Raw genomic sequence first — 22,181 nt, 5'->3', positions numbered from 1 at the left:
CGGCATCAACTCCCGAAGACTTCGCGTGCGGCGTGTCCGAGGACGGGGTAGAGCGCACCCGCCATCAGCACGATCCAGATGCCCATGACGGTCCAGAGCATCTGCTTCTGGTAGCGCGGTCCCTTGGACCAGAAGTCCACGGCGATGACCCGCAGGCCGTTGAGCGCGTGGAACAGCACGGCGGCGACGAGGCCGTACTCCAGCAGTGCAACGAGCGGCGTCTTGTAGACGGCTACGACCTTGTCGTAGTCCTCGGGGGAGACACGGACGAGAGCGGTGTCAAGGACATGGACGAACAGGAAGAAGAAGATGAGGACGCCGGTGACTCGATGAGCCACCCATGACCACATTCCTTCCCGGCCGCGGTACAGCGTTCCAGCCGGCACGGAAGAGCCCTCCGGGAGCGGGGATTGGGGCCTGCCGGCTTGCGATGGTCGGTCTGGCCCGGCCGGGTATGGTCCACCGGCCCCGGCCATCGTAGCGACGACTTGTCGGTTCGTTCGCGCCGGGTCGGCAGGTGTGATCAAACAGGCAATCAAAGAGCCTCGGACGGGCTATCGGCAGGCCGGGTGGTATGGGGACGCGCCGGGGCCGTGGTCGCCGAGGGAGCTAGGGCATCAGGCGGATCAGTCGGGATCGGGCCAGACCGCGCAATTCCTCGGCGGCGACGTCCCGCTCCGCATCCGGCGCATGGGCGAGTCGCGCACGGATGCCGATCAAGATCTGGTCGAGGTGCTCGGCTGGCTGGAAAGCGCCGAGGGAGATCACGAAGGAATGGCCGAATCTGCTCTCGTACGCGGCATGGGCTGCGGCCAGTGCGGTCAGGGCCGATGTCGGTACGTCCGCCAGGTCGCGGTCCGGTCCCGCGGCGGGTTCCCTGGCGAGCGCCTCGTGGAGGTCGGCGGGGGAGAGGTCGTAGCTGGCCTCGTCGCAGGCGGCCAGGAGGACATCGAGATCGGGGTACGGGCGGTGGGCAGCCAGCCGTTCGGCCCAATGCCGGCTCCCGCAGCAGGTCAGAAGGGTGGTGACGGCCGCCTCCTGGTCCATCAGGTTGAGGCGTTCCAGCCCTGCGGGCGCGAAGGGTTGCCGCCCGGGCGGTCGGGCTCGTGATCGGGGCGTCAGGGCGCCGGGAGCCTCGGGCGGGCGGGGGTGCGGGGGTGCCGGTCGCTTCGGAAGGCCGACGGGGACTTCGCTGGACAGCGTGGGCTCCTCGAACAGGAACGGGCTCGACCGCCGAGAGGTCGCTGATCGAACGGGAGAGCGGGAGAGCGGGAGATGAAGTGAGGACGGGAGATGAAGGAGGACGGGAGATGAAGAGGACGGACAGCAGAGGGGCAGGGGCCGTGACGAAGGGAAGCGGGCGAGGGCGAGAAGAGGGACAAGACGGGGTGCCAAGGCAGGGCGACAAGAGAGATCAAATAGTTAACAAGCGAGCAAAGGGAAGTAAGGGGCTCAAGGGGACGGGAGGTGGAGAAGGGAGGCGGGAGGCGTCAAAGAGGGAGAGGGTGAGAGGGCGTCGATGGTTGAGCGAGAACCCCAGAACCATGTGAACTAAGTGACAGGAGGGGCGGAAGTGTCTCCACGCTAGCGATGCCGGCGAAGGGCTGTCCGACGGATGAGCGATTTTCACCCGGACGGGAGAGTTTCTCCGGCTGTATTGGGTGATGTGAGGCAGTTGTGTTCTTTCATCGGATTCAGTGGATTTAAGGGAGGTATGTAAGTGATACGGCACTTTGGGCGCATCGGATGGAGCAGTGCGGCAGTCGCCGTGACCGCTGCCCTCTCGATAGCAGCGACCGGTTGTTCACAGGGAACCTCGGATGAGCCGGGAGATTCCGGTCAGTCGGGGCAATCCAGTCGTACCGATGCCGGTGCCGATCGTGGCGCGGCCAGTCCCACGCCCAGTCCGTCACCCACCCGGACGTACCCCCTCTCCACCGCGCCCGCGACCATCCCCGCCGTACGGAACCACGAGCCGGCGCGCGGCCCGGGTTGGCGGCCGGCGTCCGGTGCGGGGGTCGTCGTCGCCGCGGGCGGCGAGGCGTTGGCGGACGAGGCCGCACTGCTCGCCCGTGAGCTCAAGATCTCCTACCGAGGTACCGGGCCTGCCCGGCCGGGCGATGTGGAACTGGTCCTCGCCCCCTCCCAACAGGGTGGCCCCGAGTCGTACACCGTCCACACCGCCGGCAACCGCGTCCGCATAGCGGGGCCGTCCGAGGCGGGTGTCTTCTACGGCACCCGCACGCTCAAGCAGGCCGTGCGCTCCGGCGGTGCCATGCCCGAAGGCGTCGTCAGGGACGCACCCGACCGGCCCCAGCGCGGACTGATGCTGGACACCGCGCGCAAACACTTCAGCGCGGCGTGGATCGAGGGGCGCCTGCGGGAGATGGCCGACCTCAAGCTCAACCAGTTCGGTCTGCACTTCTCCGACGACCAGGGGTTTCGCATCGAGTCGGACCGTCATCCCGAGGTGGTGTCCCGCGATCACCTGACCAAGGCGGAGGTCCGTCGCATACTCGCGCTGGCCGACTCGCTGCACATCACCGTGATCCCCGAGATCGACTCACCGGGCCATCTGGGGGCCGTCCTCGCCGCCCATCCGCAACTCCGGCTCAAGGACACGTCCGGCCGCACCGTGCGCGGTGCGATCGACATCGGCAATCCGGCTTCCGCACGACTGGTCGACGAACTCCTCACCGAGTACGCAGATCTGTTCGAAGGTGCCTACTGGCATCTCGGCGGTGACGAGTACCAGGCCCTCACCCGGCGCAACCCCGAGGCGTCCTTCCCCCGACTCGCGGCCATAGCCCGGCAGGAGTACGGCCCCGAGGGGCGCGTCCAGGACCTGGCAACGCAGTGGGTCAACGACCGGGCCGACGTGCTGCGCCCGCTGGACCGGCGCCTCAAGGCGTGGAACGACGGCTTCTTCCGCGGCGGTCAGGTCACCGTCGACAAGGACATCGAGGTCGAGTACTGGACGGGCAAGGAAATAGGGGCCCGTCCGCCCGTCGAGTACCTCGCGGAGGGCCGACGCGTGGTGAACGTCAACGACGAGTACCTCTACTACGTCCTCGGCGAGCCCAATGACTTCCGCTACCCGACCGGTCAGCGGATCTATGAGCAGTGGACCCCGTTGGTACTCCGTGGCACCAGGCCGGTCCCCACGAAGTACTCCGGCCAGATCCTGGGGGCGCGGTTCGCGATCTGGTGCGATCTGGCGGGCTCCCAGACACCGGAGCAGATCGCCCGCGGGATCGTGCTGCCCCTGAGCGCCTTGGCGCAGAAGGTGTGGGACCCGCGGAAACCCACCCTCGGGTGGGCCCGGTTCCGGGCACTCGCCGAACAGCTGAACTGAGCCTGCGCACAGGGTGGTCCAGAGGGTGCGGTGCGAGTCCGCCCGGGGGTGTGCGGACTCGCACCGCTGCTTCCCGGGAGCCCGTGGGAACAGTGCGCCGCTCCGTCAACCGAGCTCCAGGTGCGCAGAATGTAACAGAAGTGTGCTGCAAGTGTGTATGGGTAGTGCTCACTTGATAAGTCAGGATGTGGGGTGTCCAAGACCGCTCAGCTCCGCACAAACGTGGCGGACGGGGCTTGGATGGGAGTAGTTTGCGCCAAGCAGCCCGAGACCCATGCTGATGAGCGGTTCGTAGTACCGCCCTGCAAGGACCCGGTTCTCCGGTGCCTTCGGCATGACGCGATTGAGCCACGGGGCTCAGGTGTGCGCGGTAATGACATGCGTACGCGATGGGAGGCGTCAGTGGCGTCGAAGAGCCTGAGGGAACTGATCGCACAGGCGGACGAGCGGGGTTTGGCCGCGAGCGGCCTCGCCTGTCTGGAACGCTGTCTGCCTGTGCTCGCTTCCGAGGCCGATGCGCTCGGCCCGCTGTGGGCCGGGCTCGCCGAAGGGGCGGGGGGCTGGCCGGGACGACTGGCCGAAGCCAGGGAGGGGCTGGCGCGTGCCGCACCCCCGGGCGACGGCGAGGCGGACGAGACGGTCGCCCTGATCCGGAACATGCTCGATGCCGCACCGGACGACTGGCAGGTCGAGCCGCTGCGCGAGTGGGCCGACGACTGCTCGGTGGCGGCACTCGAACTCCACCACCGACTCGATGCCGGTCCCGGCGGCGAGCCCGACGCATCCGCCGTGATCGAGGTGCTCAAGGGCTGCCGCGAGGGCGAGCCCACCCATGCCGGCCCCCTGGTGACCGCCGAGTTGCGCCGACAGTTGCGGGTGCTGGAGATCCTGGCCGAAGGTGAGGGGCGGGCTGGTCTGCGGCAAGTGCAGCGCGTCTCCACCGAGGGGCAGCGGGTGCTGCGCGCGGTGGTCTCCCGAAGGGCCCGGGTCCAGCGCTGAGTGCTGGTGAGCGCGCAGGGGAGACCCCCCTTGAGCAGACCGAGCAGACCGAGCAGACCGAGCAGACCGAGCAGACCGAGCAGACCGAGCAGACCGAGCAGACCGAGCAGCCTGGGTAGGCCGAGCAGGCTGGGTAGGGCGAGCAGACCGGGCAGACCGGGTCGGCCGAGTAAACGGGGTAGCCCTGGCCGATCTCCATGACCGGGCTGGCTGGGCTCACCGTTGTCCCGACGGCGCTCAGCCCTGCCCGGGAATCGGGAGCGCCACCGCGCCGGTCGCCATCCCCTCGCCCTGCCCCCACCCCAGGCTGCCCTTGTGGCTGTTGGTGGCCGCTGCGTCTGCGTCCGTGCTTCCGCGCGTCCGCTTGGGGGTCGGCAGATGGTGCGGGATGCGTTGTCGCCTGATGGTCGGCGGGCGCCGGCTCGGCAGGGGTTTGCCCACGCTCGGCAGTGGCAGACGGAAGGACGACCGGGGCCGCCACCCCCCACAGGAGAGGCCCCGGTCGCCGTCCAACGGGGCCGCAAAGCGGCCCCGTACTCCATTCAGCGTCAAGCAGGCGATTTCTGTCACACACCCTTTCGTGTCGGGCGAGTCGGCATATTGTTGCAAGTTGTACAAGCCATGGACGTGGCCCCCGAGCAAGCCGTAGCGTGCTCACTCGCGTACAGGGGACGCGGGCAGTGATGACCAGCTGCGATTCGGAACAGGTAGAGGTAGTGCTGGGGGACGACGCGGAGCTGACCGCCGCAGTGCTCGCGGCGCAGGACGGGGACGAGTGCGCCTTCCGTACTGTGTACCGCGCCGTGCATCCGCGGCTGCTCGGCTATGTACGAACACTCGTCGGGGAGCCCGACGCCGAGGACGTGGCGTCCGAGACCTGGTTGCAGATCGCCCGCGATCTCGACCGGTTCAACGGCGACGCGGACAGATTCCGGGGCTGGGCCGCCAGGATCGCCCGCAACCGGGCCCTCGACCACGTCCGCATGAGGGGGCGCCGTCCCGCGGTCGGGGGTGACGAGAGCGAACTCACCGGTCGACCGGCGCAGTCCGACACCGCGGACGAGGCCATGGAGGCCCTCTCCACCGGAAGCACCCTGGCGCTGATCGCGCAGCTCCCGCAGGACCAGGCGGAAGCCGTCGTCCTCCGGGTGGTGGTCGGGCTCGACGCCAAGAGTGCCGCCCAGACCCTGGGCAAGCGGCCCGGGGCCGTACGCACCGCAGCCCACCGCGGGCTCAAGCGGCTCGCTGAACTCCTCGGTGCGGACAGCTTGGATGAGGCCGAGTTCACCGACGGGCCGTCCGACTTCACCGCACAGGAAGCCGATTACCCCCGAACGACCGCCAGCACGTACGGTGCCAACGGTCCGGGTGGTGCCACGGACGCCGATGGGCAGCCGGTTGCCGACCCCGCGGAGTGCGGTGCGGATCTCAACGGCGTGCCTCCGCAACGCGGACCACGGCCGGGTGCGACGGCACCCGCCGGTGTGACGCATACACGGCTGCGGACGCAGAAGGACATGTGATGGCCGATGAGCGGTACGAGTGGCTCGACGAGGAGACGGCGGAGCAACTGCTGCGCGGTGAGCCGGTCGACGTCCCCGACGAACCCGCTCGTACACAGGCCGCACGACTGACCGTAGCGCTGCGCTACGCGCGCCGACCGGAGGCGCCCCTCGGCTCTCCCGACGGTGAATTGGCGGGCGAGGCCGCCGCCGTGATCGCCTTCCGCCGGGCCCGGGCCCGGGAGCGGGGCACGGCGGACCAGGAGGGCGACTTCGGGATCGTACGGGTGGTTCCGGCACCGCGCCCCTCGCTCGCGTCCCGGTTGATGCAGCCCGTGCGCTACGGGGTGATCGCCGCACTCGCCGGTTTCGCGTTCGGCGGGGTGGCGGTCGGGGCGACCACGGGGCTGCTGCCCTCGCCGTTCGACGAGGGTTCCGCCCCCGCGACCTCGGTGTCGGGCGCGCCCACCGGCCCCCATGTGACGGAGGAGCCCCCTCGGGCCCGCACCGGGCAGCCCACCCCGCGCTCCCCCCTGCGAGGCGCCGAGCCCACCACGGTGCCTCCGCGCGAGGAGACGTCCACCGCCGAGCCCACCTTCCCCGGCGCCACCGTCGAACCGGCCGAACCGCCGCCCGGGACGCCGGACGTCACGGCGACCGAGAAGCCCCAGGAGATGAACGGCAAGCAGCGCAAGCTGGTCGCCGCCTGCCGGGACCACCGGGCCGGCACGATCGACGCCAAACGGTTGAAGCGCCTGGAGAAGACCGCACAGAGGCACGGCGTCACGGTGGACCGGTTCTGCACCGATGTCCTCGCCGGTACCCCGGTGGGCGGCAGCGGCAGCCACGGCGGTCAGGGCAGCCAGGGCAGCCAGGGGGGTCAGGGCGCGCAGAACGGTCAGAACGGCGCCAACGGCCCGGGCGGCCACGGGGGGCAGGGCGGCCAGGGCATCCAGGGCGGACAGAGCACCAACTCCAACGCCGAGGTCGGTGCGGGCGTCGTCAACCGCCCGTACGCCAAGCCTGCCAAGCCTGCCAAACCAGGCAAGCCCGACAAGAGCAACGGCATCAAGGTCCACGGCCAGCCGAAGCAGCGCGCCGGGAGTGCGCCGGGCGGCCGGAGCGTTCGGGCTGCGGGCCCCGAGGCCGTCACCCCGGTGCACCGACCGCGCGGCTGAGCGGTCCCCCGGCCGCTCAGCGCAGTCACATCAGTCGTGTGACCAGCGGTTCTTTGCTCTCGTACGGTCAGGTGTGACGTTTCTGGAGCGTACGGCGCAGTAGTAAGTGAGCCGACTGGTCATCGGCGGCGCCAGAAGCCGGGGTTCCCCCCGTACCTACGGCTGGGCGCATCAGGCGCGGGCGGGACACGTTCCCCCGGTCCCGCCCGCGCCCTTCTCCCACGGCCTCCCTCGGCCCGCACCGGGCAATCCTCACCAGTGGATGACGACCTTGTCGCCGTTGCGCACCTGCGCGTACAGGGCGGCGATCGCCTGCCGGTCGCGCACGTTCACACAGCCGTGCGAACCGCCGCTGTAGCCGCGGGCGGCGAAGTCCGACGAGTAGTGCACCGCCTGGCCTCCGCTGAAGAACATCGCGTAGGGCATGGGGGTGTCGTAGAGAGTCGACACATGGTCCCTCGACTTCAGGAAGACGCTGAAGGAGCCCTCGCGGGTCGGGGTGTACTGGGAGCCGAAGCGCACGTCCATCGTCGAGCGCACCGTGCCGTCGACCACCCACGACAGGGTGCGCGTGGTCTTGCTGACGCACATCACCCGACCGTTGAGACAGCGCGGATCGAGCGTGGTCGTCGGCTTGTTGACCGCCTTGCCGTCGAGTTCACCGCGCGTCGGCTCGGTCGTCATCCCCAGCAGTCGCTGCCAGGTGACCGTGTCCGTCGCACCGTGGGCCGGCAGTCCGCGCTTGCCCTGGAAGCCCTTGACCGCGGCGACGGTGATCCGCCCGTAGACACCGGTGGGTGCGTCGTCGAACCAACCGATCTGGGCGAGTCGGGCCTGGAGCTCCCGTACCCGCGCGCCCTGCGCCCCCTCGGACATCAACACCTCGGCCGGCCGGGCACTCGGCTGCTCGGTGGGGCGCTCGTCCGGCTCCTCGCTCGGCTCGGGACGTGCACCGCCGGTCGGCAACCCCGACGGCGCCGCGCTCGGGGTCGCGCTCGGGGTCACGATCCCGCCGGGGACCGTCGATCCCGGCGGTGCGTCATCGGTGCCCACCGAAGGGGCGTCGACCGCCCGTGCCGAACACCCCGCCGTCACCGCGAGCACGGCGACCGCGGCCAGACCTCGTCGAACGGCCAGGGCGGTGTGCGGACCCCGGACGACGGTCCCTCGAAACCTCTTCATCCTCTGTGCCCCCCAATGAACCGAAGAAGGTGATCCATCCGACAGGGTCCTGTGGAGTCCCGCAGCATCCGGCAAGTCCGAGAAACCCCGAATAATAAGGAAAATCCGATAAGAAGTGAGAAGTCCGAGTGCAGGGACTCTGCACCAGGAGATGAATTCCCGTCCGGTTCGGTTGCACAACCCCGTGCCGTGCGGGAAGGGCTGTGACGACCAGTCGTTTACGGGGAGAGGCACAGCCATGGCCCACCACTCCGAATCGGGACTGCCCATCCATCCTGTCTACGGACCGGACGCGCTCGCCGGGTGGGACCCCGCCGAGCGCCTGGGCGAGCCCGGCGCGTACCCGTACACCCGCGGAGTCCACCCCTCCATGTACACCGGCCGCCCCTGGACGATGCGCCAGTACGCCGGGTTCGGCACGGCCGCCGAGTCCAACGCCCGCTTCGCACGACTCATCGAGCACGGCACCACCGGTCTGTCGGTCGCCTTCGACCTGCCCACCCAGATGGGCTACGACTCCGATGCGGCCATCGCCCAGGGCGAGGTGGGCAAGGTCGGGGTGGCCATCGACTCGATCGACGACATGCGGGTCCTCTTCGACGGGATCCCCCTGGACCGCGTCTCCACCTCGATGACCATCAACGCACCCGCCGCGCTGCTGCTCCTGCTCTACCAACTCATCGCCGAGGAGCGGGGCATCCCGGCCGATCGGCTCACCGGCACCATCCAGAACGACGTGCTCAAGGAGTACATCGCCCGCGGCACCTACATCTTTCCGCCCCAGCCGTCGCTACGGCTGGTCGCCGACGTCTTCCGCCACTGCCGCGCCGAGATCCCGCGCTGGAACACCATCTCCATCTCCGGATACCACATGGCGGAGGCCGGTGCCTCGCCCGTACAGGAGATCGCGTTCACCCTCGCCAACGGCATCGCCTACGTACGCACCGCCCTGGCGGCGGGCATGGACGTCGACGAGTTCGGCCCGCGCCTTTCCTTCTTCTTCGTCGCCCGGACCACGCTCCTCGAAGAGGTGGCCAAGTTCCGTGCGGCACGAAGGATCTGGGCCCGGGTGATGCGGGAGGAGTTCGGGGCCCGCGACCCCAAGTCGGCGATGCTGCGTTTCCACACCCAGACCGCCGGCGTGCAACTGACGGCACAGCAGCCCGAAGTCAATCTGGTACGGGTCGCGGTGCAGGGCCTCGCCGCGGTCCTGGGCGGCACCCAGTCGCTCCACACCAACTCCTTCGACGAGGCCATCGCGCTGCCGACGGACAAGTCCGCCCGGCTGGCCCTGCGCACCCAGCAGGTCCTTGCGTACGAGACCGACATCGCGGCGACCGTGGACCCGTTCGCCGGTTCGTACGCCGTGGAGAGCCTGACGGACGAGGTGGAGGCAGCCGCCCTGGAGCTGATGGGACGGGTCGAAGACCTCGGTGGTGCGGTCGGCGCGATCGAGCGGGGATTCCAGAAGGGGGAGATCGAGCGGAACGCCTACCGCATCGCCCGGGAGACCGACAGCGGCGAACGGGTCGTCGTCGGCGTCAACCGCTTCACGCTGGACGCCGAGGAGCCCTACGAGCCGCTGCGCGTCGACCCGCTGATCGAGGCCCGTCAGACCGAGCGGCTGGCACGGCTGCGGGAGGAGCGCGACGGACGAGCCGTGACGGTCGCGCTGGGGGCGCTCAAGGAGGTGGCCGGGGGGACCGACAACGTCCTGCCCCCGATGAAGGAAGCGCTGCGAGCCCGGGCCACGGTGGGCGAAGTGTGTGATGCGCTGCGGGAGGTCTGGGGGACCCATGTGCCGACGGATATGTTCTGACGTGTTTCTGACGTGTTCTGACGGCCGCACCGGAGCGGCCGACCGCCCTCAGCGCTGTGAGCCGTAGAGCTCAGCCCGTGAGCCGTAGCCCCTCCGTGGGGCGAGCCGTCGCCCCCTATGCGGTGATCCGTGACGGGGAACACACTGATGAATCATCGCAACTCTGTGCGAAACTCCGGTTCATGCTGGGTGTCACCGATCTCCCGACCTATCTGACGGGCCTCGTCCTCATCGTCCTGCTGCCGGGGCCGAACTCCCTCTATGTGCTCTCGGTCGCCGCCCGCCGCGGCGTGCGCACCGGATACACCGCTGCCGCCGGGGTCTGGTGCGGCGACGCCGTGCTGATGGTGCTCTCCGCGGCGGGTGTCGCCTCACTGCTCCAGGCGAACGAGGTCCTTTTCGGCATCGTGAAGTTCGCCGGCGCCGGATATCTGACCTGGCTGGCGATCGGGCTGCTGCGTGCGGCCTGGTCGATGTGGCGGGCTCGGCGCGAATCGCCCGAGGTGGCCATGACCGAGCAGGGCGGGGAGGAGGGTACGGGCGCGGAGCGCCCCTTCCGCAGGGCGCTGGTGATCAGCCTCCTCAACCCCAAGGCGATCCTCTTCTTCATCGCCTTCTTCGTCCAGTTCGTGGACCCCGCCTATGCCTATCCCGCTCTGTCGTTCGTGGTGCTCGGAGCCTTCGCGCAGTTGGCGTCCTTCCTCTATCTGACCTTGCTGATCTTCACCGGCACCCATCTGGCGGCGGCCTTCAGGCGCCGTAGGCGCCTCTCCGCGGGGGCCACGTCGGCTGCGGGCGCCCTGTTCCTCGGCTTCGCCGTGAAGCTGTCGCTCAGCAGCGCCTGAAACCGCCCCGGGTGCGATGCTGAGAAGAGGACCGCGCCCCGGCGGCTGACGTGGGCCGGGCACGGCCGAGGAGGTGTGCCATGACACGGACCCTGGAGTGGAAGGTCGATCTCGTCCTGTCGGAAGAGGACGGTACGACCAGGGCCAGCGCGAAGCTCGACACCGGATCGGGACGGCTCACCGGGCGGGGCACCGCCCGCTGTAGCCCCGCAGATGCCGACATCCCGAAGATCGGGGATGAACTGGCGGCTGCCCGGGCGATGCGGGACCTGTCCGGGCAGTTGATGCGGGAGGCCGATCGCGATCTGGAGGCGATGGGGGCCGCTCCGCCGGCGAAGCCCCCGGTGCCCGACACCGGCTGGTCATCGGCGGCCGGATAGCCATAACGCACGGGGCGGGACGCCGGGTCTGCGGTTCGTCCCGCGTGCCCGGTCGCACTGCGCCGCCGGTTCGCTCAGCGGACGTCCAACATGTCGTCCACGGACCTCCGGGGCGTCGACTCGCCGTGGGGCCCGTACCCCAGGCGCAGCACCATCTGGATCTGACCGCCCGATGCCGAGCCCGGCTCCCGTACCGCCCACCGCAACTCGGGCCACTCCAGGGCCTGTGAGGTCAGGGAGGTGGCCAGCCCGTCGAGCGTGGCCTGGAGCAGGACGCGTTCCAACGCCTGCCCCGCCCGCAGCCAGTCCACCGGCCGGTCCTCTGCGGTACCGAGCAGTCCGAGCCGTGGGACGTGCTCGAACTCCACCGACTCCCGTCCGGGTACGGGTCGGCCCTGGGCGAAGTCCCGCATCGGCCCGGTGTTCCCGCGCGGCCGGGGACCGAAAGCGCTCACGGGAATGCCGTCGCCCGGTTGCTGCCGACCGTCCTCCCCGTCCGGTGCCCGCACCTCGGTCCTGGTCCACGAGGCCAACTCCGCCCGGGCCTCCGGGTCCAGTACCGCCCGCTCCTCGGCCTCGTGCACCAGGTCCAGCACGGTCTGTACGTGGAAGTCGTCGGGGAAGACCAGCCGGCACCCCTCCAGCAGTGCGGCGGCGCTGAGGCCGTCCAGCACCTCGACCGGGACCGCCTCGTGCGTGAAGGGATGGCGGCTGGTGTGCCGTCGGGCGATCGCGGGGTGGAGCGGGGCCAGATCGTCCTCGTCGCGGACCGGTCGGTCGAGCCGAACCTCGGCCAGCAGCGCCGGGTCGGAGCCGTCGGGCAACAACACCGTGGTCGGCTCCCATCCGTGGTGTGCGGCTGCGACCCGCAGATTGAACAGGGCGGCTCCGCACCCCAGGTGCAGGGCGCGGTTCGCTGGGTCCTCGGCCGGCAGCGCCCGGGTGGGATCGGCCCGCACCTGGAGTACGCCGCGTTCGCGCAGCAGCCGGAACTTCCAGGGCTGGGCGTTGTGCAGCGAAGGGGCGGCTGCTGCGTCCTGGACGAGGGCCGTCACGACGGCCGGGTCGAGTGGTCGTGCGGGCACGGGTCCTCCTCGGGTGAGCAGTGCTGCGCGTACGGGCCGGGCCGAATGCCGTCCGGGCCTGGTCGGGCGCTCAGAGAATCGTTTCTTCAGAAGCTGTACGGCGTCTTCCGTGAGCTGAGGCGAAACCTTTCTCCTGGGGGTCTCACTTCTCGGTGTCTCGCTGGTTCGCTGGTCCGCGGTTCGGGGCCGCCATCGTGCGCGGCGCCTCAGTCGTGGGCGACGATCGCCACCGGGGCGGTGGCGTGGTGCATCACCGCATGGGCGACCGGGCCGATGTGGCCGCCCACGGGAGACCGCCTGGCCCGTCGTCCCACCACCACCAGGGCCGCATCGCCGGTGGCACCGAGTACGGCACGGGCCGCGGGGCCTGCATGTGCCTCCTCGACCACCTTCACCGACGGATACCGCTGCCGCCACGGGAGCAGGAGATCGCGCAGGGTACGGGTGAACTCCCGCTCGACCTCCAGGCGGGTTGCCGCGTCGAAGGACAGCCCGTGGACGAAGGGCGGACGCCAGCCGTGCACGGCCCGGAGGGCGCAGCCGCGCCGGGCGGCCTCCTCGAAGGCGAAGGCCAGGGGCGCATCGACGGGGTCGTGGACGTCCACGGCGACCACCACCTCACCCGGCGCCGGAGCGGGGTCGTCGCCCGTTCCCGTACGCACCAGGACCACCGGACGGGTGGTCGCCCCGACCGTCGCGGTGCCGACCGAGCCGATGAGGAAACCCGCCACCGAGCCCAGCCCGCGCGAGCCGAGGACCAGCAGACCGGCTTCGTCCCCTTCGGACGCCAGGGCGGCGGGGGCGCGGCCCGAGCGTTTGCGCGTGGTGATCTCCAGGGCCGGGTGTCGTGCCCGCAGGGTGTCGGCCGCCTCCCGGAGGACGGTGTCCCCGGCCGCGCTGTCGTCGTTCGCCGAGATCGCGAGTGCGGCCACCACCAGGGTCAGGGGTTTGTCGGCCACGTGCACCAGCCGTAGCGGCACACCGCGCAGCAGCGCTTCCTCGGCCGCCCACTCGGCGGCGGCGAAGCCCTCGGGGCTCCCGTCCACCCCCACGGCCACGTGGTGCGTCGTCATCGCTCCCACCTCCCGCCCGTCGTCGCGGCGTCGCCCAGCGGCGGCGGGCCGTCCGCGGGGGAGGGTGGCGGGTTTCCCGGCGACGCCTCCGGGAGGGGGACCGGCGGAGCGGGTTCGAGCACCGAGTGGCGCGGGAGCGCGCTCCCCGACGGACCGGCGGACGCCCCGGCCGCTGTTTCCCGCCCGGCCGTGCGGGGCGCGGCCGTCCCGCCGGTGTCGTCGACCTCGGAGACCAGCCGGTCCACCACGTCCACCACGCCGTCCACGCTCTCGCAGAGCCGCACGGTCACCGGGATCAGACTGCTCCGCTCCACCGCGCCGCTGAGGGTGACGACCCCGTCGGTGACGTCCACCGTCAGGGCCGAAGGGGAGAGCCCGAGCGTCTGGGTGAGGACGTCCTCCAAGATCTCCTCCTGGATGGACCGGTCCCGGCGCAGGAAGAGCTGGAGCAGATCGCTGCGGCTGATCACCCCTGTCAGCCGGCCGTCCCCGCCCACCACGGGGAGTCGCTTGATGCGGTGCTGCTCCATCACCCGGGCGGCTCGGATCGCGCTCCAGTGCGGCTGTGCGACCACGGCGGGGCTGGACATCAGCGCCTCGGCCGTGTTCCCGGTCGTCTGCGAGGTCTGGCGGCGCAGCAGATCGGCCTCGGACACCACGCCGACCGGTCGCTCGTCCTCGTCGACGACGGGAACGGCGGTGATGCCGTACTCGTCGAGGAGGCGCGCGATCTCCTTGAACCCGGTTCCCCGCTGGACGCTCACCGCGGTGGGCGTCATCAGGTCGGTGACCCTGCGGTGCCTCATGGCTGGCCTTTCCGACATGTCAAAACATTCGCCTATGAACACATGATCTGACCACAAGAGTGGACCCGGGGCGCAGCAAAGGCACAGGGACCTTGGACCCTTTGGTGGGCCCCAGGGTCCCGAGGTGCTCCCCGGCGGCCGTTCCGGCACCTCGGCGGGCGGTATCGCGCCCGAGTCGCGGGGGCTGTCGTGCCCGCCCGGCCCGTCGGTTCGTACGGGCGCCGACCCGGCCGTGGACCCTGCGCCCGACATCTGCGACTGGGCCCGACATCTGCGGCTCGCGCGTCCCGTCCGCTCCTGCCCCGCTCCTCCCGAAGGCCGGGTGCGGTGGGTTGCGGTACCGTCGATAAAGAGCCGTGAGCTTACCCACACGCCCGGGTAATCATGCCGCTAGGGGGCATTTTTCCTTCCCCTATCGGATTGAACTTTCCTTGATCGGTGGCCAGTTGGGCCTTGCCTGGGCTTACCCTTCAACAGGTGAACCAACTGATGTCCCGTGAGTCCGCAGCAGACCTGCCCGGGAGCGTCGCACTGCCCGGCATCCTGTCCCCGGAACTCCGTGCTGAGCTGATCGCCTTCCGTCGGGATCTCCATATGCATCCCGAACTGGGCAACCAGGAGTTCCGTACGACGGCCGCGCTCAAGGCCCGTCTGGAGAGCGCCGGGCTGGCACCGCGCGTGCTGTCCATCGGAACCGGACTCATGTGTGACATCGGCGTCTCGGACGGCACCCGGCCCCTCTTCGCGCTGCGCGCGGACATCGACGCGCTGCCCATCCCGGACACCAAGACCGGCGTTCCGTACCGGTCCACCGTGCCCGACCGGGCCCACGCGTGCGGCCACGACGTCCACACCGCCGTGGTGCTCGGCGCCGGACTCGTACTCGCCGAGTTGGACCGCCAGGGGCTCCTGCCGCAACCGGTGCGGCTGATCTTCCAGCCCGCGGAAGAGGTGCTGCCCGGCGGGGCGCCCGACGCCATCGAGTCCGGGGTGATGGAGGGCGTCGGCAAGATCATCTGCCTGCACTGCGACCCCAAGGTGGACACCGGAGTCATCGGGCTCCGCCCCGGGCCCATCACCTCGGCCTGCGACCGGCTCGAAGTCACCCTCGACGGTCCGGGCGGCCACACCGCCCGCCCGCACCTCACCACGGATCTGGTGACGGCGGCGGCCAAGGTCGCCACGGAGGTCCCCGCGGTGCTCTCCCGCCGGGTGGACGCCCGCTCAGGGCTCGCCGTCACCTGGGGCCGCATCGAGGCGGGACACGCCTGCAACGTCATCCCCCAGCACGCCGAACTCTCCGGCACCGTCCGCTGCCTCGACCTCCCGGGGTGGCGGGCCGCCCCCGACCTCGTCCACGCGGCCATCGACGAGATCGCGACCCTGCACGGTGCCAAGTCGCAGATCAACTACATCCGTGGGGTTCCGCCGGTCGTCAACGACCCGGACGTCACCGAGCTGCTCCGGGCCGCCCAGACCGCCCGCCGCGGGCTTCAGGCCGTCGAGGACACCGAGCAGAGCCTGGGCGGCGAGGACTTCTCCTGGTACCTGGAGCACGTGCCGGGCGCGATGGCCAGGCTCGGGGTGCGCACCCCGGGCGACACGACCAAGCGGGACCTCCACCGGGGCGATTTCGACGCCGACGAGGACGCGATCGCGGTCGGAGTGGAGCTGTTCACCGCTGCGGTGCTCCTCGACGCCGAGGTGGACCGGGGCTGACCCCGCGCCGAACGGGCGCGACGAACAGGGATGACGAGGCGGCGGGCGCCCCGGTGTACGGGTGCCCGCCGCTTCTCCGTGCGGGTTGGGCACACCGACCTCCGCGGCGCCAGGGGCGTGATGTGACTTCCGCCGTACGGCCGGTCGCCCCTGCCCCCTTTGATCCGGTTCGCCCACCACCCTCCCAGGGGCAAGATCAAGGCGGCCGACGGCCCGGACGGGCTCCCCGCTTCCCGTCCGACCCCCTCTTGCGACGATCCGATAACGACTCATGAACGTGGTTTTAACTGACATCTACGCGCGTTACGATCGCGGCGAAACCAGCGCCGGAAGAGGCGCTTTCGGTCAGCCTTGAAGGGACCTCCTCTTGCGCCAGGTATCAAAGATCGCGGTCGCGTCCATCGCAGCCGCGGCCATGGCATTCACCGCCACCGCGTGTGGCGAGTCGTCGACCGAGGGCGGCAGCTCCGACGACAGCGGCAAGCTGAAGATCGGTATGGCCTACGACGTCGGCGGCCGTGGCGACAACTCCTTCAACGACTCCGCCGCCCGCGGCCTCGACAAGGCCAAGGCCGAGCTCGGTGCCGAGACCAAGGAGCTCACCGCCCGGACCAGCGAGACCCCGGCCGACCGCGAGACCCGTCTCGCCTCGCTCGCGAAGGACGGCTACAACCCCGTCCTCGCCGTGGGCTTCCTCTACAAGAGCGCGGTCGACAAGATCGCCAAGGAGTACCCGGACACCACGTTCGGCCTGGTCGACTCCGTCTCCGACGCGAAGAACGTCGACAGCATCGTCTTCACCGAGGAGCAGGGCTCCTACCTCGCCGGTGTCGCCGCCGCGCTGAAGTCCAAGGACGGCAAGATCGGCTTCATCGGAGGCGTCGACCTCCCGCTGATCAAGAAGTTCGCCGCGGGCTTCGAGCAGGGCGTCCTGGAGACCAACCCGAAGGCCACCGTGCAGATCCAGTACCTCTCCACGGGTACGGACACCTCGGGCTTCACCAGCCCGGACAAGGGCAAGGCCGCGGCCCAGGGCATGCTCGACAAGAACATCGACGTCATCTACACGGCGGCGGGCGGCTCCGGTGCGGGCGCCATCGCGGCCGTCGCGGCCAAGCCCGGCACCTGGGGCATCGGCGTCGACTCGGACCAGGCCAAGGACCCGGCGCTCTCCAAGTACGCGTCCTCGATCCTGACCTCGGTCGTGAAGAACGTCGACACCGGCGTCTTCGAGCTGGCCAAGTCCGTCAAGGACGGCAAGCCCCTGACCGGCGTCCACACCTACTCGCTCGCCGAGAACGGTGTCAGCCTCACCACGACCGGTGACCACCTCAAGGACATCCAGCCCAAGCTGGACGAGGCGAAGAAGAAGATCATCGACGGCCAGATCAAGGTCAAGACCACGACCTGACCGGCCTGATCGTCGGGGCCCGGAGGAGTGGCCGTGCCGCTCTCCCGGGCCCCGATGCACGTCGTGGGCCCACCGCCTCAATAAGTTGCTGACGCTACGCGCGTAGCTCTCTCCTGTGCACGGTAGTTTTCGCCACCACGCATCGGGCAACACACCAGGCAACATCCCGCACCGTCCGGCAGCCCCCGCTGCCACCCCCGCCTCTGCTCCTCCTCCGCTCCTGCCCAGGGAGAGTGCGCCATCAACGCGTCCAGCAGTTCCCATGCCGTAGAGCTCCGCGGCATCACCAAACGATTCCCCGGCGTCGTGGCCAACCACGACATCGACATCACCGTGCGCCGCGGTACCGTCCACGCCCTCATCGGCGAGAACGGCGCCGGCAAGTCCACCTTGATGAAGATCCTCTACGGCATGCAGAAGCCGGACGAGGGCACCATCGAGGTCGACGGCCAACAGGTCACGTTCTCCAATCCGGGCGACGCCATCGCCCGCGGCATCGGCATGGTGCACCAGCACTTCATGCTCGCCGACTACCTCACCGTCCTGGAGAACGTCGTCCTCGGCTCGGAGAAGCTGTACGGCATCGGCGACCGGGCCCGCGCCAAGATCAGGGAGATCTCCGACGCGTACGGACTGAACGTCCGACCCGACGTCCACGTCGAGGACCTCGGAGTCGCCGACCGCCAGCGCGTGGAGATCCTCAAGGTCCTCTACCGCGGCGCCCGCACCCTGATCCTCGACGAGCCGACCGCGGTCCTCGTACCGCAGGAGGTCGACGCCCTCTTCGACAACCTGCGCGAACTCAAGGCCGAGGGTCTGACCGTCATCTTCATCTCCCACAAGCTCGGCGAGGTGCTGTCGGTAGCCGACGAGATCACGGTCATCCGGCGCGGCACCACGGTCGGCACCGCCGACCCGGCGAACACCACGACCAAGCAGCTCGCGGAGCTGATGGTCGGCAGCGAACTGCCCTCGCCCGAGACCCGCGAGTCGACCGTCACCGACGTGCCGATGCTCCAGGTCGAGAACCTGCGGCTGACCGCGACCGACCCCGACGGAGTCGTCCGCTCCCTGCTCGACGGCATCGACTTCACCATCCACAAGGGCGAGGTCCTGGGCATCGCCGGCGTGGAGGGGAACGGCCAGTCCGAACTGGTCGAGGCCATCATGGGTATGCGGACGTTGGACAGCGGCACGCTCCACCTGGACTCCGACGACATCTCCCACCGCCCCACCCGCAAGCGGCGTGAGGACGGCATGGCGGTCATCCCCGAGGACCGCCACCGACACGGTCTGCTGCTCGAAGCATCGCTGTGGGAGAACCGCATCCTCGGCCACGTCACCGAGAAGCCCAACAGCAAGGGCGTCTTCCTCGACCCCAAGGCCGCCCGCGCCGACACCGAGCGGATCGTGCGCGAGTACGACGTCCGCACCCCCGGCATCGAGGTCACCGCGGCGTCCCTGTCCGGCGGCAACCAGCAGAAGCTGATCGTCGGCCGGGAGATGAGCCACGCACCGAAGCTGCTGATCGCCGCGCACCCCACCCGCGGTGTCGACGTCGGCGCGCAGGCACAGATCTGGGACCAGATCCGGGCCGCCCGCCGGGAGGGCCTCGCGGTCCTGCTGATCTCCGCCGACCTGGACGAGCTGATCGGCCTCTCCGACACCCTGCGCGTGATGTACCGGGGCCGGTTGGTCGCCGACGCGGACCCGGCCACCATCACCCCGGAGGAGTTGGGCTCGGCCATGACGGGTGCGGCCACCGGCCACCTCGAAGCCCCCGCGGAGCAAGCCTCCAGCAGCACCGCGGAGCAAGCCTCCGGCACCGCGGACGCGTCCACCGACGCCTCCGCCCCATCCGACAGTGCCACCCCCGAGCGCACTGCCGACTCAGCTGACACCGCCGGCACGGATGGTCCCCACCCCGACAGCGGCACGGACAGCGACACCGACGGGGGAGAGGACCGATGAAGAAGTTCGACAAGGAGCGCGTGCTCCTGGGGCTCGCGGCCCCCGTCCTGGCCATCGTGGTCGCGTTCCTGGTGACGGCCGTGGTGCTGGCCGCCACCGGCAAGGAGCCGTTCAACGCCTTCCGGATCATGTTCGACTACGGTTCGAAGTCGGACAGCCAGGTCTACATCCTGAACAAGGGCACCACGTACTACCTGGCCGGACTCGCGGTGGCCATCGGCTTCCGCATGAACCTCTTCAACATCGGCGTGGACGGCCAGTACCGCCTCGCGGCCTTCTTCGCCGCGGCGCTCGGCGGTGCGCTCACCCTCCCCGGTATCGTCCAGATCCCGCTGATCATCCTCTGCGCGATGATCGTCGGTGCCATGTGGGCCGGAATCGCCGGTGTCCTCAAGGTCACCCGCGGCGTCAGTGAGGTCGTCTCCACGATCATGCTGAACGCCATCGCGACGGCCGTCATCGGCTATCTCCTCCAGGTGGGACGACTCGGCCAACTCGACGAGGCGGGGACGAAGATCTCCACCAAGCCGCTCCCCGAGTCGGCGCACTTCTTCGAGTTCCCGACCGAGCCCGCCCCCGTCTGGGGCTTCATCGTCGTCGCGATCATCGCGGGCATCGCCTTCTGGTTCACGCTCGCCCGCACCCGCTTCGGCTTCGACCTCCGCACGGTCGGCCAGTCCGGCAGCGCGGCCGAGGCCAGCGGTGTGAACGTCAAGAAGATGATCGTCACCTCGATGCTGATCTCCGGCGCCATGGCCGGTCTGATCGGTATGCCGACCCTTCTGAACGACTCCTACGAGTACGGCGGCGACTTCCCCGTCGGCATCGGCTTCACCGGCATCGCCATCGCCCTCCTCGGCCGCAACAACCCGGTGGGCATCGCACTCGGCGCCCTGCTCTGGGCCTTCCTGGAGCGCGGCAGCGGCCAGCTGGAGTTCCAGGGCTACGACAAGGAGATCGTCGGCGTCATCCAGGGCGTCATCGTCCTCTGCGTCGTCATCGCGTACGAAGTGGTGCGCCGCTACGGCCTCAAGCGCCAGCAGCGGCAGGTCGGCGCCAAACTCGCCGCCCAAGCCCGTAACTCCGAGAAGCAGGAGGTGTCGGCGTGACCGTCACGGCGACTTCCACCCCGCCGCCCACGGCACCCAAGGTGAGTGGCGGCAAGGGAGGGCGTACCCGCCTCTCCTTCCCGGTCATCCTGCTGATCATCGCGGGCGGGCTGCTCGCCTTGTCCGCGGTGCGCGCCATCACCGGCGCGCAGGACATCACATCGGCGGGCCAGATCAGCGCCGCCCTCGCCATGGCCGTGCCCATCGGCATGGCCGGTCTCGGCGGCCTGTGGGCCGAGCGCGCGGGCGTGGTCAACATCGGCCTTGAGGGCATGATGATCCTCGGCACCTTCTTCGGTGCCTGGGCCGGTTGGCAGACCGACCCCTGGATCGGCGTCCTCGCCGGTGTGCTCGGCGGCATGGCCGGCGGTCTGCTGCACGCGATCGCCACCGTCACCTTCGGCGTCGACCACATCATCTCCGGCATCGCGATCAACATCCTGGCCGTCGGGTTCACCACCTACTTCGCCAAGCTGTGGTTCAACACGGAGGAGGCGTCCGCGAAGGGCGGCAGCCCCAAGCAGTCGCCGCCGTCCGAGGACATCGGCACCGTCACCGTGCCCGGGGTCTCCGACTGGCTCGGCGACATCGAGAAGCACCACTGGTTCTTCGTCTCCGACCTCGCCGGCGTACTGCGCGGTCTGATGACGAACCTGTCGCTGCTGACGATCGTCGCCGTCGCGCTGTTCGTCCTGACCTTCCTCGTGCTCTGGAAGACGTCTTTCGGTCTGCGGCTGCGCTCCTGCGGCGAGAACCCGATCGCCGCCGAATCCCTCGGTGTGAACGTCTACAAGTACAAGTACATCGCGGTGATCGTCTCCGGCGGCATGGCCGGTCTCGGCGGTGCGTTCCTGGCACTCGTCACCTCCAACATCTACAACGAGGGCCAGACCGGAGGCCGCGGCTACATCGGTCTCGCCGCGATGATCTTCGGCAACTGGCGGCCCGGCGGGCTGGCGATGGGCGCCGGACTGTTCGGCTTCGCCGACGCCCTGCAACTGCGCAACGGCGGCCAGTCCGTACACGCCCTGCTGCTGCTCCTCGTGGTCGTCCTCGCGGGCATCGCGCTGTGGAAGCTCTACCGCAAGAGCTATCTCACGGCCGCGATCAGCGGTGTCCTCTCCCTCGGCGTGCTGGTCTGGTACCTCGGCACCGACACCGTGCCGAACGAGTTCGTCACCGCCACCCCGTACGTCGTGACCCTGTTGGTGCTCTCCCTGTCCGCGCAACGGCTCCGCATGCCGAAGGCGGACGGTATGCGCTATCGAAAGGGCCAGGGCAAATGACGGCCGCGGCGGTCGACTGGGCGGCCCTGCGGGAGCACGCGCGCACGGCCATGACGCGTGCGTACGCCCCCTACTCGGGCTTTCCGGTCGGGGTCGCCGCCCTCGTCGACGACGGTCGGACGATCACCGGCTGCAACGTCGAGAACGCCTCGTACGGACTGTCCCTGTGCGCCGAGTGCGGACTCGTCTCCGAGCTCCAGGCCACGGGAGGCGGCCGGCTGACCCACTTCACCTGTGTGGACGGCCGGGGCGAGAGCCTGGTGCCCTGCGGTCGGTGCCGTCAGCTCCTCTACGAGTTCGGCGGATCGGAGCTATTGCTGGACACCCCCGCGGGGATCGTCCCGCTCGCTGAGATACTGCCGCAGCCCTTCGGCCCGCAGCACCTGCCGGCGTAGCCCCTGCGGCCCCTCCGTTCCGACGGAGGGGCCGCTCCCTTACCCTCGTCTCTATGCGCGTAGAGC

At 69.8% G+C, this 22,181-nt stretch carries 19 protein-coding genes and 1 pseudogene; 13 read left to right on the top strand and 7 right to left on the bottom strand.

What is annotated here, in order from left to right:
* Positions 1-5 precede the first annotated feature (5 nt).
* Entirely contained in the window at positions 6-386 is a 381-nt protein-coding gene (gene sdhC / locus ABZ348_RS05585; RefSeq protein WP_351495233.1) for a succinate dehydrogenase, cytochrome b556 subunit, read from the bottom strand.
* Positions 387-609: 223 nt separating this feature from the next.
* A complete protein-coding gene (locus ABZ348_RS05580) occupies positions 610-1,065 on the bottom strand; it encodes a 2-oxo-4-hydroxy-4-carboxy-5-ureidoimidazoline decarboxylase (RefSeq protein WP_358929843.1) in 456 nt (151 codons plus the stop codon).
* 655 nt (positions 1,066-1,720) lie between these two features.
* On the opposite strand from ABZ348_RS05580, the gene ABZ348_RS05575 reads away from it, so the two are divergent.
* Positions 1,721-3,355: a glycoside hydrolase family 20 protein gene (locus ABZ348_RS05575; RefSeq protein WP_358929613.1), complete on the top strand. Its 1,635-nt coding sequence runs from the start codon at positions 1,721-1,723 to the stop codon at positions 3,353-3,355.
* A gap of 402 nt (positions 3,356-3,757) precedes the next feature.
* On the top strand, positions 3,758-4,354 hold the full coding sequence (locus ABZ348_RS05570; protein WP_358929611.1) for a hypothetical protein: 597 nt from the start codon (positions 3,758-3,760) through the stop codon (positions 4,352-4,354).
* A gap of 237 nt (positions 4,355-4,591) precedes the next feature.
* Here the strand turns inward: ABZ348_RS05570 and ABZ348_RS05565 are convergent, their stop codons facing one another.
* Positions 4,592-4,795: a hypothetical protein gene (locus tag ABZ348_RS05565; RefSeq protein WP_358929609.1), complete on the bottom strand. Its 204-nt coding sequence runs from the start codon at positions 4,793-4,795 to the stop codon at positions 4,592-4,594.
* A gap of 275 nt (positions 4,796-5,070) precedes the next feature.
* Here ABZ348_RS05565 and ABZ348_RS05560 point away from each other — a divergent pair, with 275 nt between their 5' ends.
* Both ABZ348_RS05560 and ABZ348_RS05555 read left to right on the top strand, forming a co-directional pair.
* Complete coding sequence (locus ABZ348_RS05560) at positions 5,071-5,877, top strand: RNA polymerase sigma factor (protein WP_358929841.1); 807 nt, start codon at positions 5,071-5,073, stop codon at positions 5,875-5,877.
* Positions 5,877-7,034: a hypothetical protein gene (locus tag ABZ348_RS05555; protein ID WP_358929608.1), complete on the top strand. Its 1,158-nt coding sequence runs from the start codon at positions 5,877-5,879 to the stop codon at positions 7,032-7,034. The genes ABZ348_RS05560 and ABZ348_RS05555 overlap by 1 nt, the downstream gene beginning before the upstream one ends.
* Before the next feature lie 252 nt (positions 7,035-7,286).
* Here the strand turns inward: ABZ348_RS05555 and ABZ348_RS05550 are convergent, their stop codons facing one another.
* Complete coding sequence (locus ABZ348_RS05550) at positions 7,287-8,216, bottom strand: L,D-transpeptidase family protein (RefSeq protein WP_358929606.1); 930 nt, start codon at positions 8,214-8,216, stop codon at positions 7,287-7,289.
* 238 nt (positions 8,217-8,454) lie between these two features.
* On the opposite strand from ABZ348_RS05550, the gene ABZ348_RS05545 reads away from it, so the two are divergent.
* The 3 genes from ABZ348_RS05545 to ABZ348_RS05535 all read left to right on the top strand — a co-directional run bounded on the left by ABZ348_RS05545 (position 8,455) and on the right by ABZ348_RS05535 (position 11,260).
* Positions 8,455-10,035 carry a methylmalonyl-CoA mutase family protein gene (locus tag ABZ348_RS05545; RefSeq protein WP_358929604.1) on the top strand — a complete coding sequence of 527 codons (1,581 nt, stop codon included), beginning with the start codon at positions 8,455-8,457 and terminating at the stop codon, positions 10,033-10,035.
* 182 nt (positions 10,036-10,217) lie between these two features.
* Positions 10,218-10,880: a leucine efflux protein LeuE gene (gene leuE, locus ABZ348_RS05540; RefSeq protein WP_358929839.1), complete on the top strand. Its 663-nt coding sequence runs from the start codon at positions 10,218-10,220 to the stop codon at positions 10,878-10,880.
* 80 nt (positions 10,881-10,960) lie between these two features.
* A complete protein-coding gene (locus ABZ348_RS05535) occupies positions 10,961-11,260 on the top strand; it encodes a DUF1876 domain-containing protein (protein WP_358929602.1) in 300 nt (99 codons plus the stop codon).
* A gap of 74 nt (positions 11,261-11,334) precedes the next feature.
* On the opposite strand, the gene ABZ348_RS05530 is transcribed toward ABZ348_RS05535, so the two are convergent.
* From ABZ348_RS05530 to ABZ348_RS05520, 3 genes and pseudogenes are all read right to left on the bottom strand, one after another.
* Positions 11,335-12,345 carry a nitroreductase gene (locus tag ABZ348_RS05530; RefSeq protein WP_358929600.1) on the bottom strand — a complete coding sequence of 337 codons (1,011 nt, stop codon included), beginning with the start codon at positions 12,343-12,345 and terminating at the stop codon, positions 11,335-11,337.
* A 206-nt stretch (positions 12,346-12,551) separates the two neighbouring features.
* Positions 12,552-13,418 (bottom strand): universal stress protein, encoded by an 867-nt coding sequence (locus ABZ348_RS05525; RefSeq protein ID WP_358929598.1) that lies wholly within the window; start codon positions 13,416-13,418, stop codon positions 12,552-12,554.
* 230 nt (positions 13,419-13,648) lie between these two features.
* A pseudogene (locus tag ABZ348_RS05520) lies at positions 13,649-14,224 on the bottom strand (CBS domain-containing protein); the annotation flags it as partial.
* Between the two features lie 489 nt (positions 14,225-14,713).
* Between ABZ348_RS05520 and ABZ348_RS05515 the strand changes: the two are divergent.
* The 6 genes from ABZ348_RS05515 (at position 14,714) to ABZ348_RS05490 (ending at position 22,115) form a co-directional block, all read left to right on the top strand.
* Positions 14,714-15,943, top strand: a complete 1,230-nt coding sequence (locus ABZ348_RS05515; protein WP_358929837.1) for an amidohydrolase — start codon at positions 14,714-14,716, stop codon at positions 15,941-15,943.
* Between the two features lie 367 nt (positions 15,944-16,310).
* Positions 16,311-17,354, top strand: a complete 1,044-nt coding sequence (locus ABZ348_RS05510) for a BMP family ABC transporter substrate-binding protein (RefSeq protein ID WP_358929596.1) — start codon at positions 16,311-16,313, stop codon at positions 17,352-17,354.
* A 240-nt stretch (positions 17,355-17,594) separates the two neighbouring features.
* A complete protein-coding gene (locus ABZ348_RS05505) occupies positions 17,595-19,325 on the top strand; it encodes an ATP-binding cassette domain-containing protein (RefSeq protein ID WP_358929835.1) in 1,731 nt (576 codons plus the stop codon).
* Positions 19,322-20,434 (top strand): ABC transporter permease, encoded by a 1,113-nt coding sequence (locus tag ABZ348_RS05500; RefSeq protein WP_358929594.1) that lies wholly within the window; start codon positions 19,322-19,324, stop codon positions 20,432-20,434. The genes ABZ348_RS05505 and ABZ348_RS05500 overlap by 4 nt, the downstream gene beginning before the upstream one ends.
* Entirely contained in the window at positions 20,431-21,720 is a 1,290-nt protein-coding gene (locus ABZ348_RS05495) for an ABC transporter permease (protein WP_358929592.1), read from the top strand. The genes ABZ348_RS05500 and ABZ348_RS05495 overlap by 4 nt, the downstream gene beginning before the upstream one ends.
* Positions 21,717-22,115: a cytidine deaminase gene (locus ABZ348_RS05490; RefSeq protein ID WP_358929590.1), complete on the top strand. Its 399-nt coding sequence runs from the start codon at positions 21,717-21,719 to the stop codon at positions 22,113-22,115. Before ABZ348_RS05495 ends, ABZ348_RS05490 begins: the two co-directional genes overlap by 4 nt.
* The last annotated feature ends 66 nt before the right edge of the window (positions 22,116-22,181 follow it).

This window comes from Streptomyces sp. NPDC005963 (assembly GCF_040638655.1).
In the GTDB taxonomy this organism is placed as follows: Bacteria; Actinomycetota; Actinomycetes; order Streptomycetales; family Streptomycetaceae; genus Streptomyces.
The sequence above is the reverse complement of the archived record's forward strand: the minus strand, read 5'-3'. Positions and strand labels throughout refer to the sequence as shown.

What these genes read in the sequence shown, in the direction of transcription:
- ABZ348_RS05555 (WP_358929608.1), top strand. Translation starts at nt 5,877, where the DNA reads ATGGCCGATGAGCGGTACGAGTGGCTCGACGAGGAGACGGCGGAGCAA.
- ABZ348_RS05550 (WP_358929606.1), bottom strand. Translation starts at nt 8,216, where the DNA reads ATGAAGAGGTTTCGAGGGACCGTCGTCCGGGGTCCGCACACCGCCCTG.
- ABZ348_RS05545 (WP_358929604.1), top strand. Translation starts at nt 8,455, where the DNA reads ATGGCCCACCACTCCGAATCGGGACTGCCCATCCATCCTGTCTACGGA.
- leuE (WP_358929839.1), top strand. Translation starts at nt 10,218, where the DNA reads ATGCTGGGTGTCACCGATCTCCCGACCTATCTGACGGGCCTCGTCCTC.
- ABZ348_RS05535 (WP_358929602.1), top strand. Translation starts at nt 10,961, where the DNA reads ATGACACGGACCCTGGAGTGGAAGGTCGATCTCGTCCTGTCGGAAGAG.
- ABZ348_RS05525 (WP_358929598.1), bottom strand. Translation starts at nt 13,418, where the DNA reads ATGACGACGCACCACGTGGCCGTGGGGGTGGACGGGAGCCCCGAGGGC.
- ABZ348_RS05515 (WP_358929837.1), top strand. Translation starts at nt 14,714, where the DNA reads ATGTCCCGTGAGTCCGCAGCAGACCTGCCCGGGAGCGTCGCACTGCCC.
- ABZ348_RS05500 (WP_358929594.1), top strand. Translation starts at nt 19,322, where the DNA reads ATGAAGAAGTTCGACAAGGAGCGCGTGCTCCTGGGGCTCGCGGCCCCC.
- ABZ348_RS05490 (WP_358929590.1), top strand. Translation starts at nt 21,717, where the DNA reads ATGACGGCCGCGGCGGTCGACTGGGCGGCCCTGCGGGAGCACGCGCGC.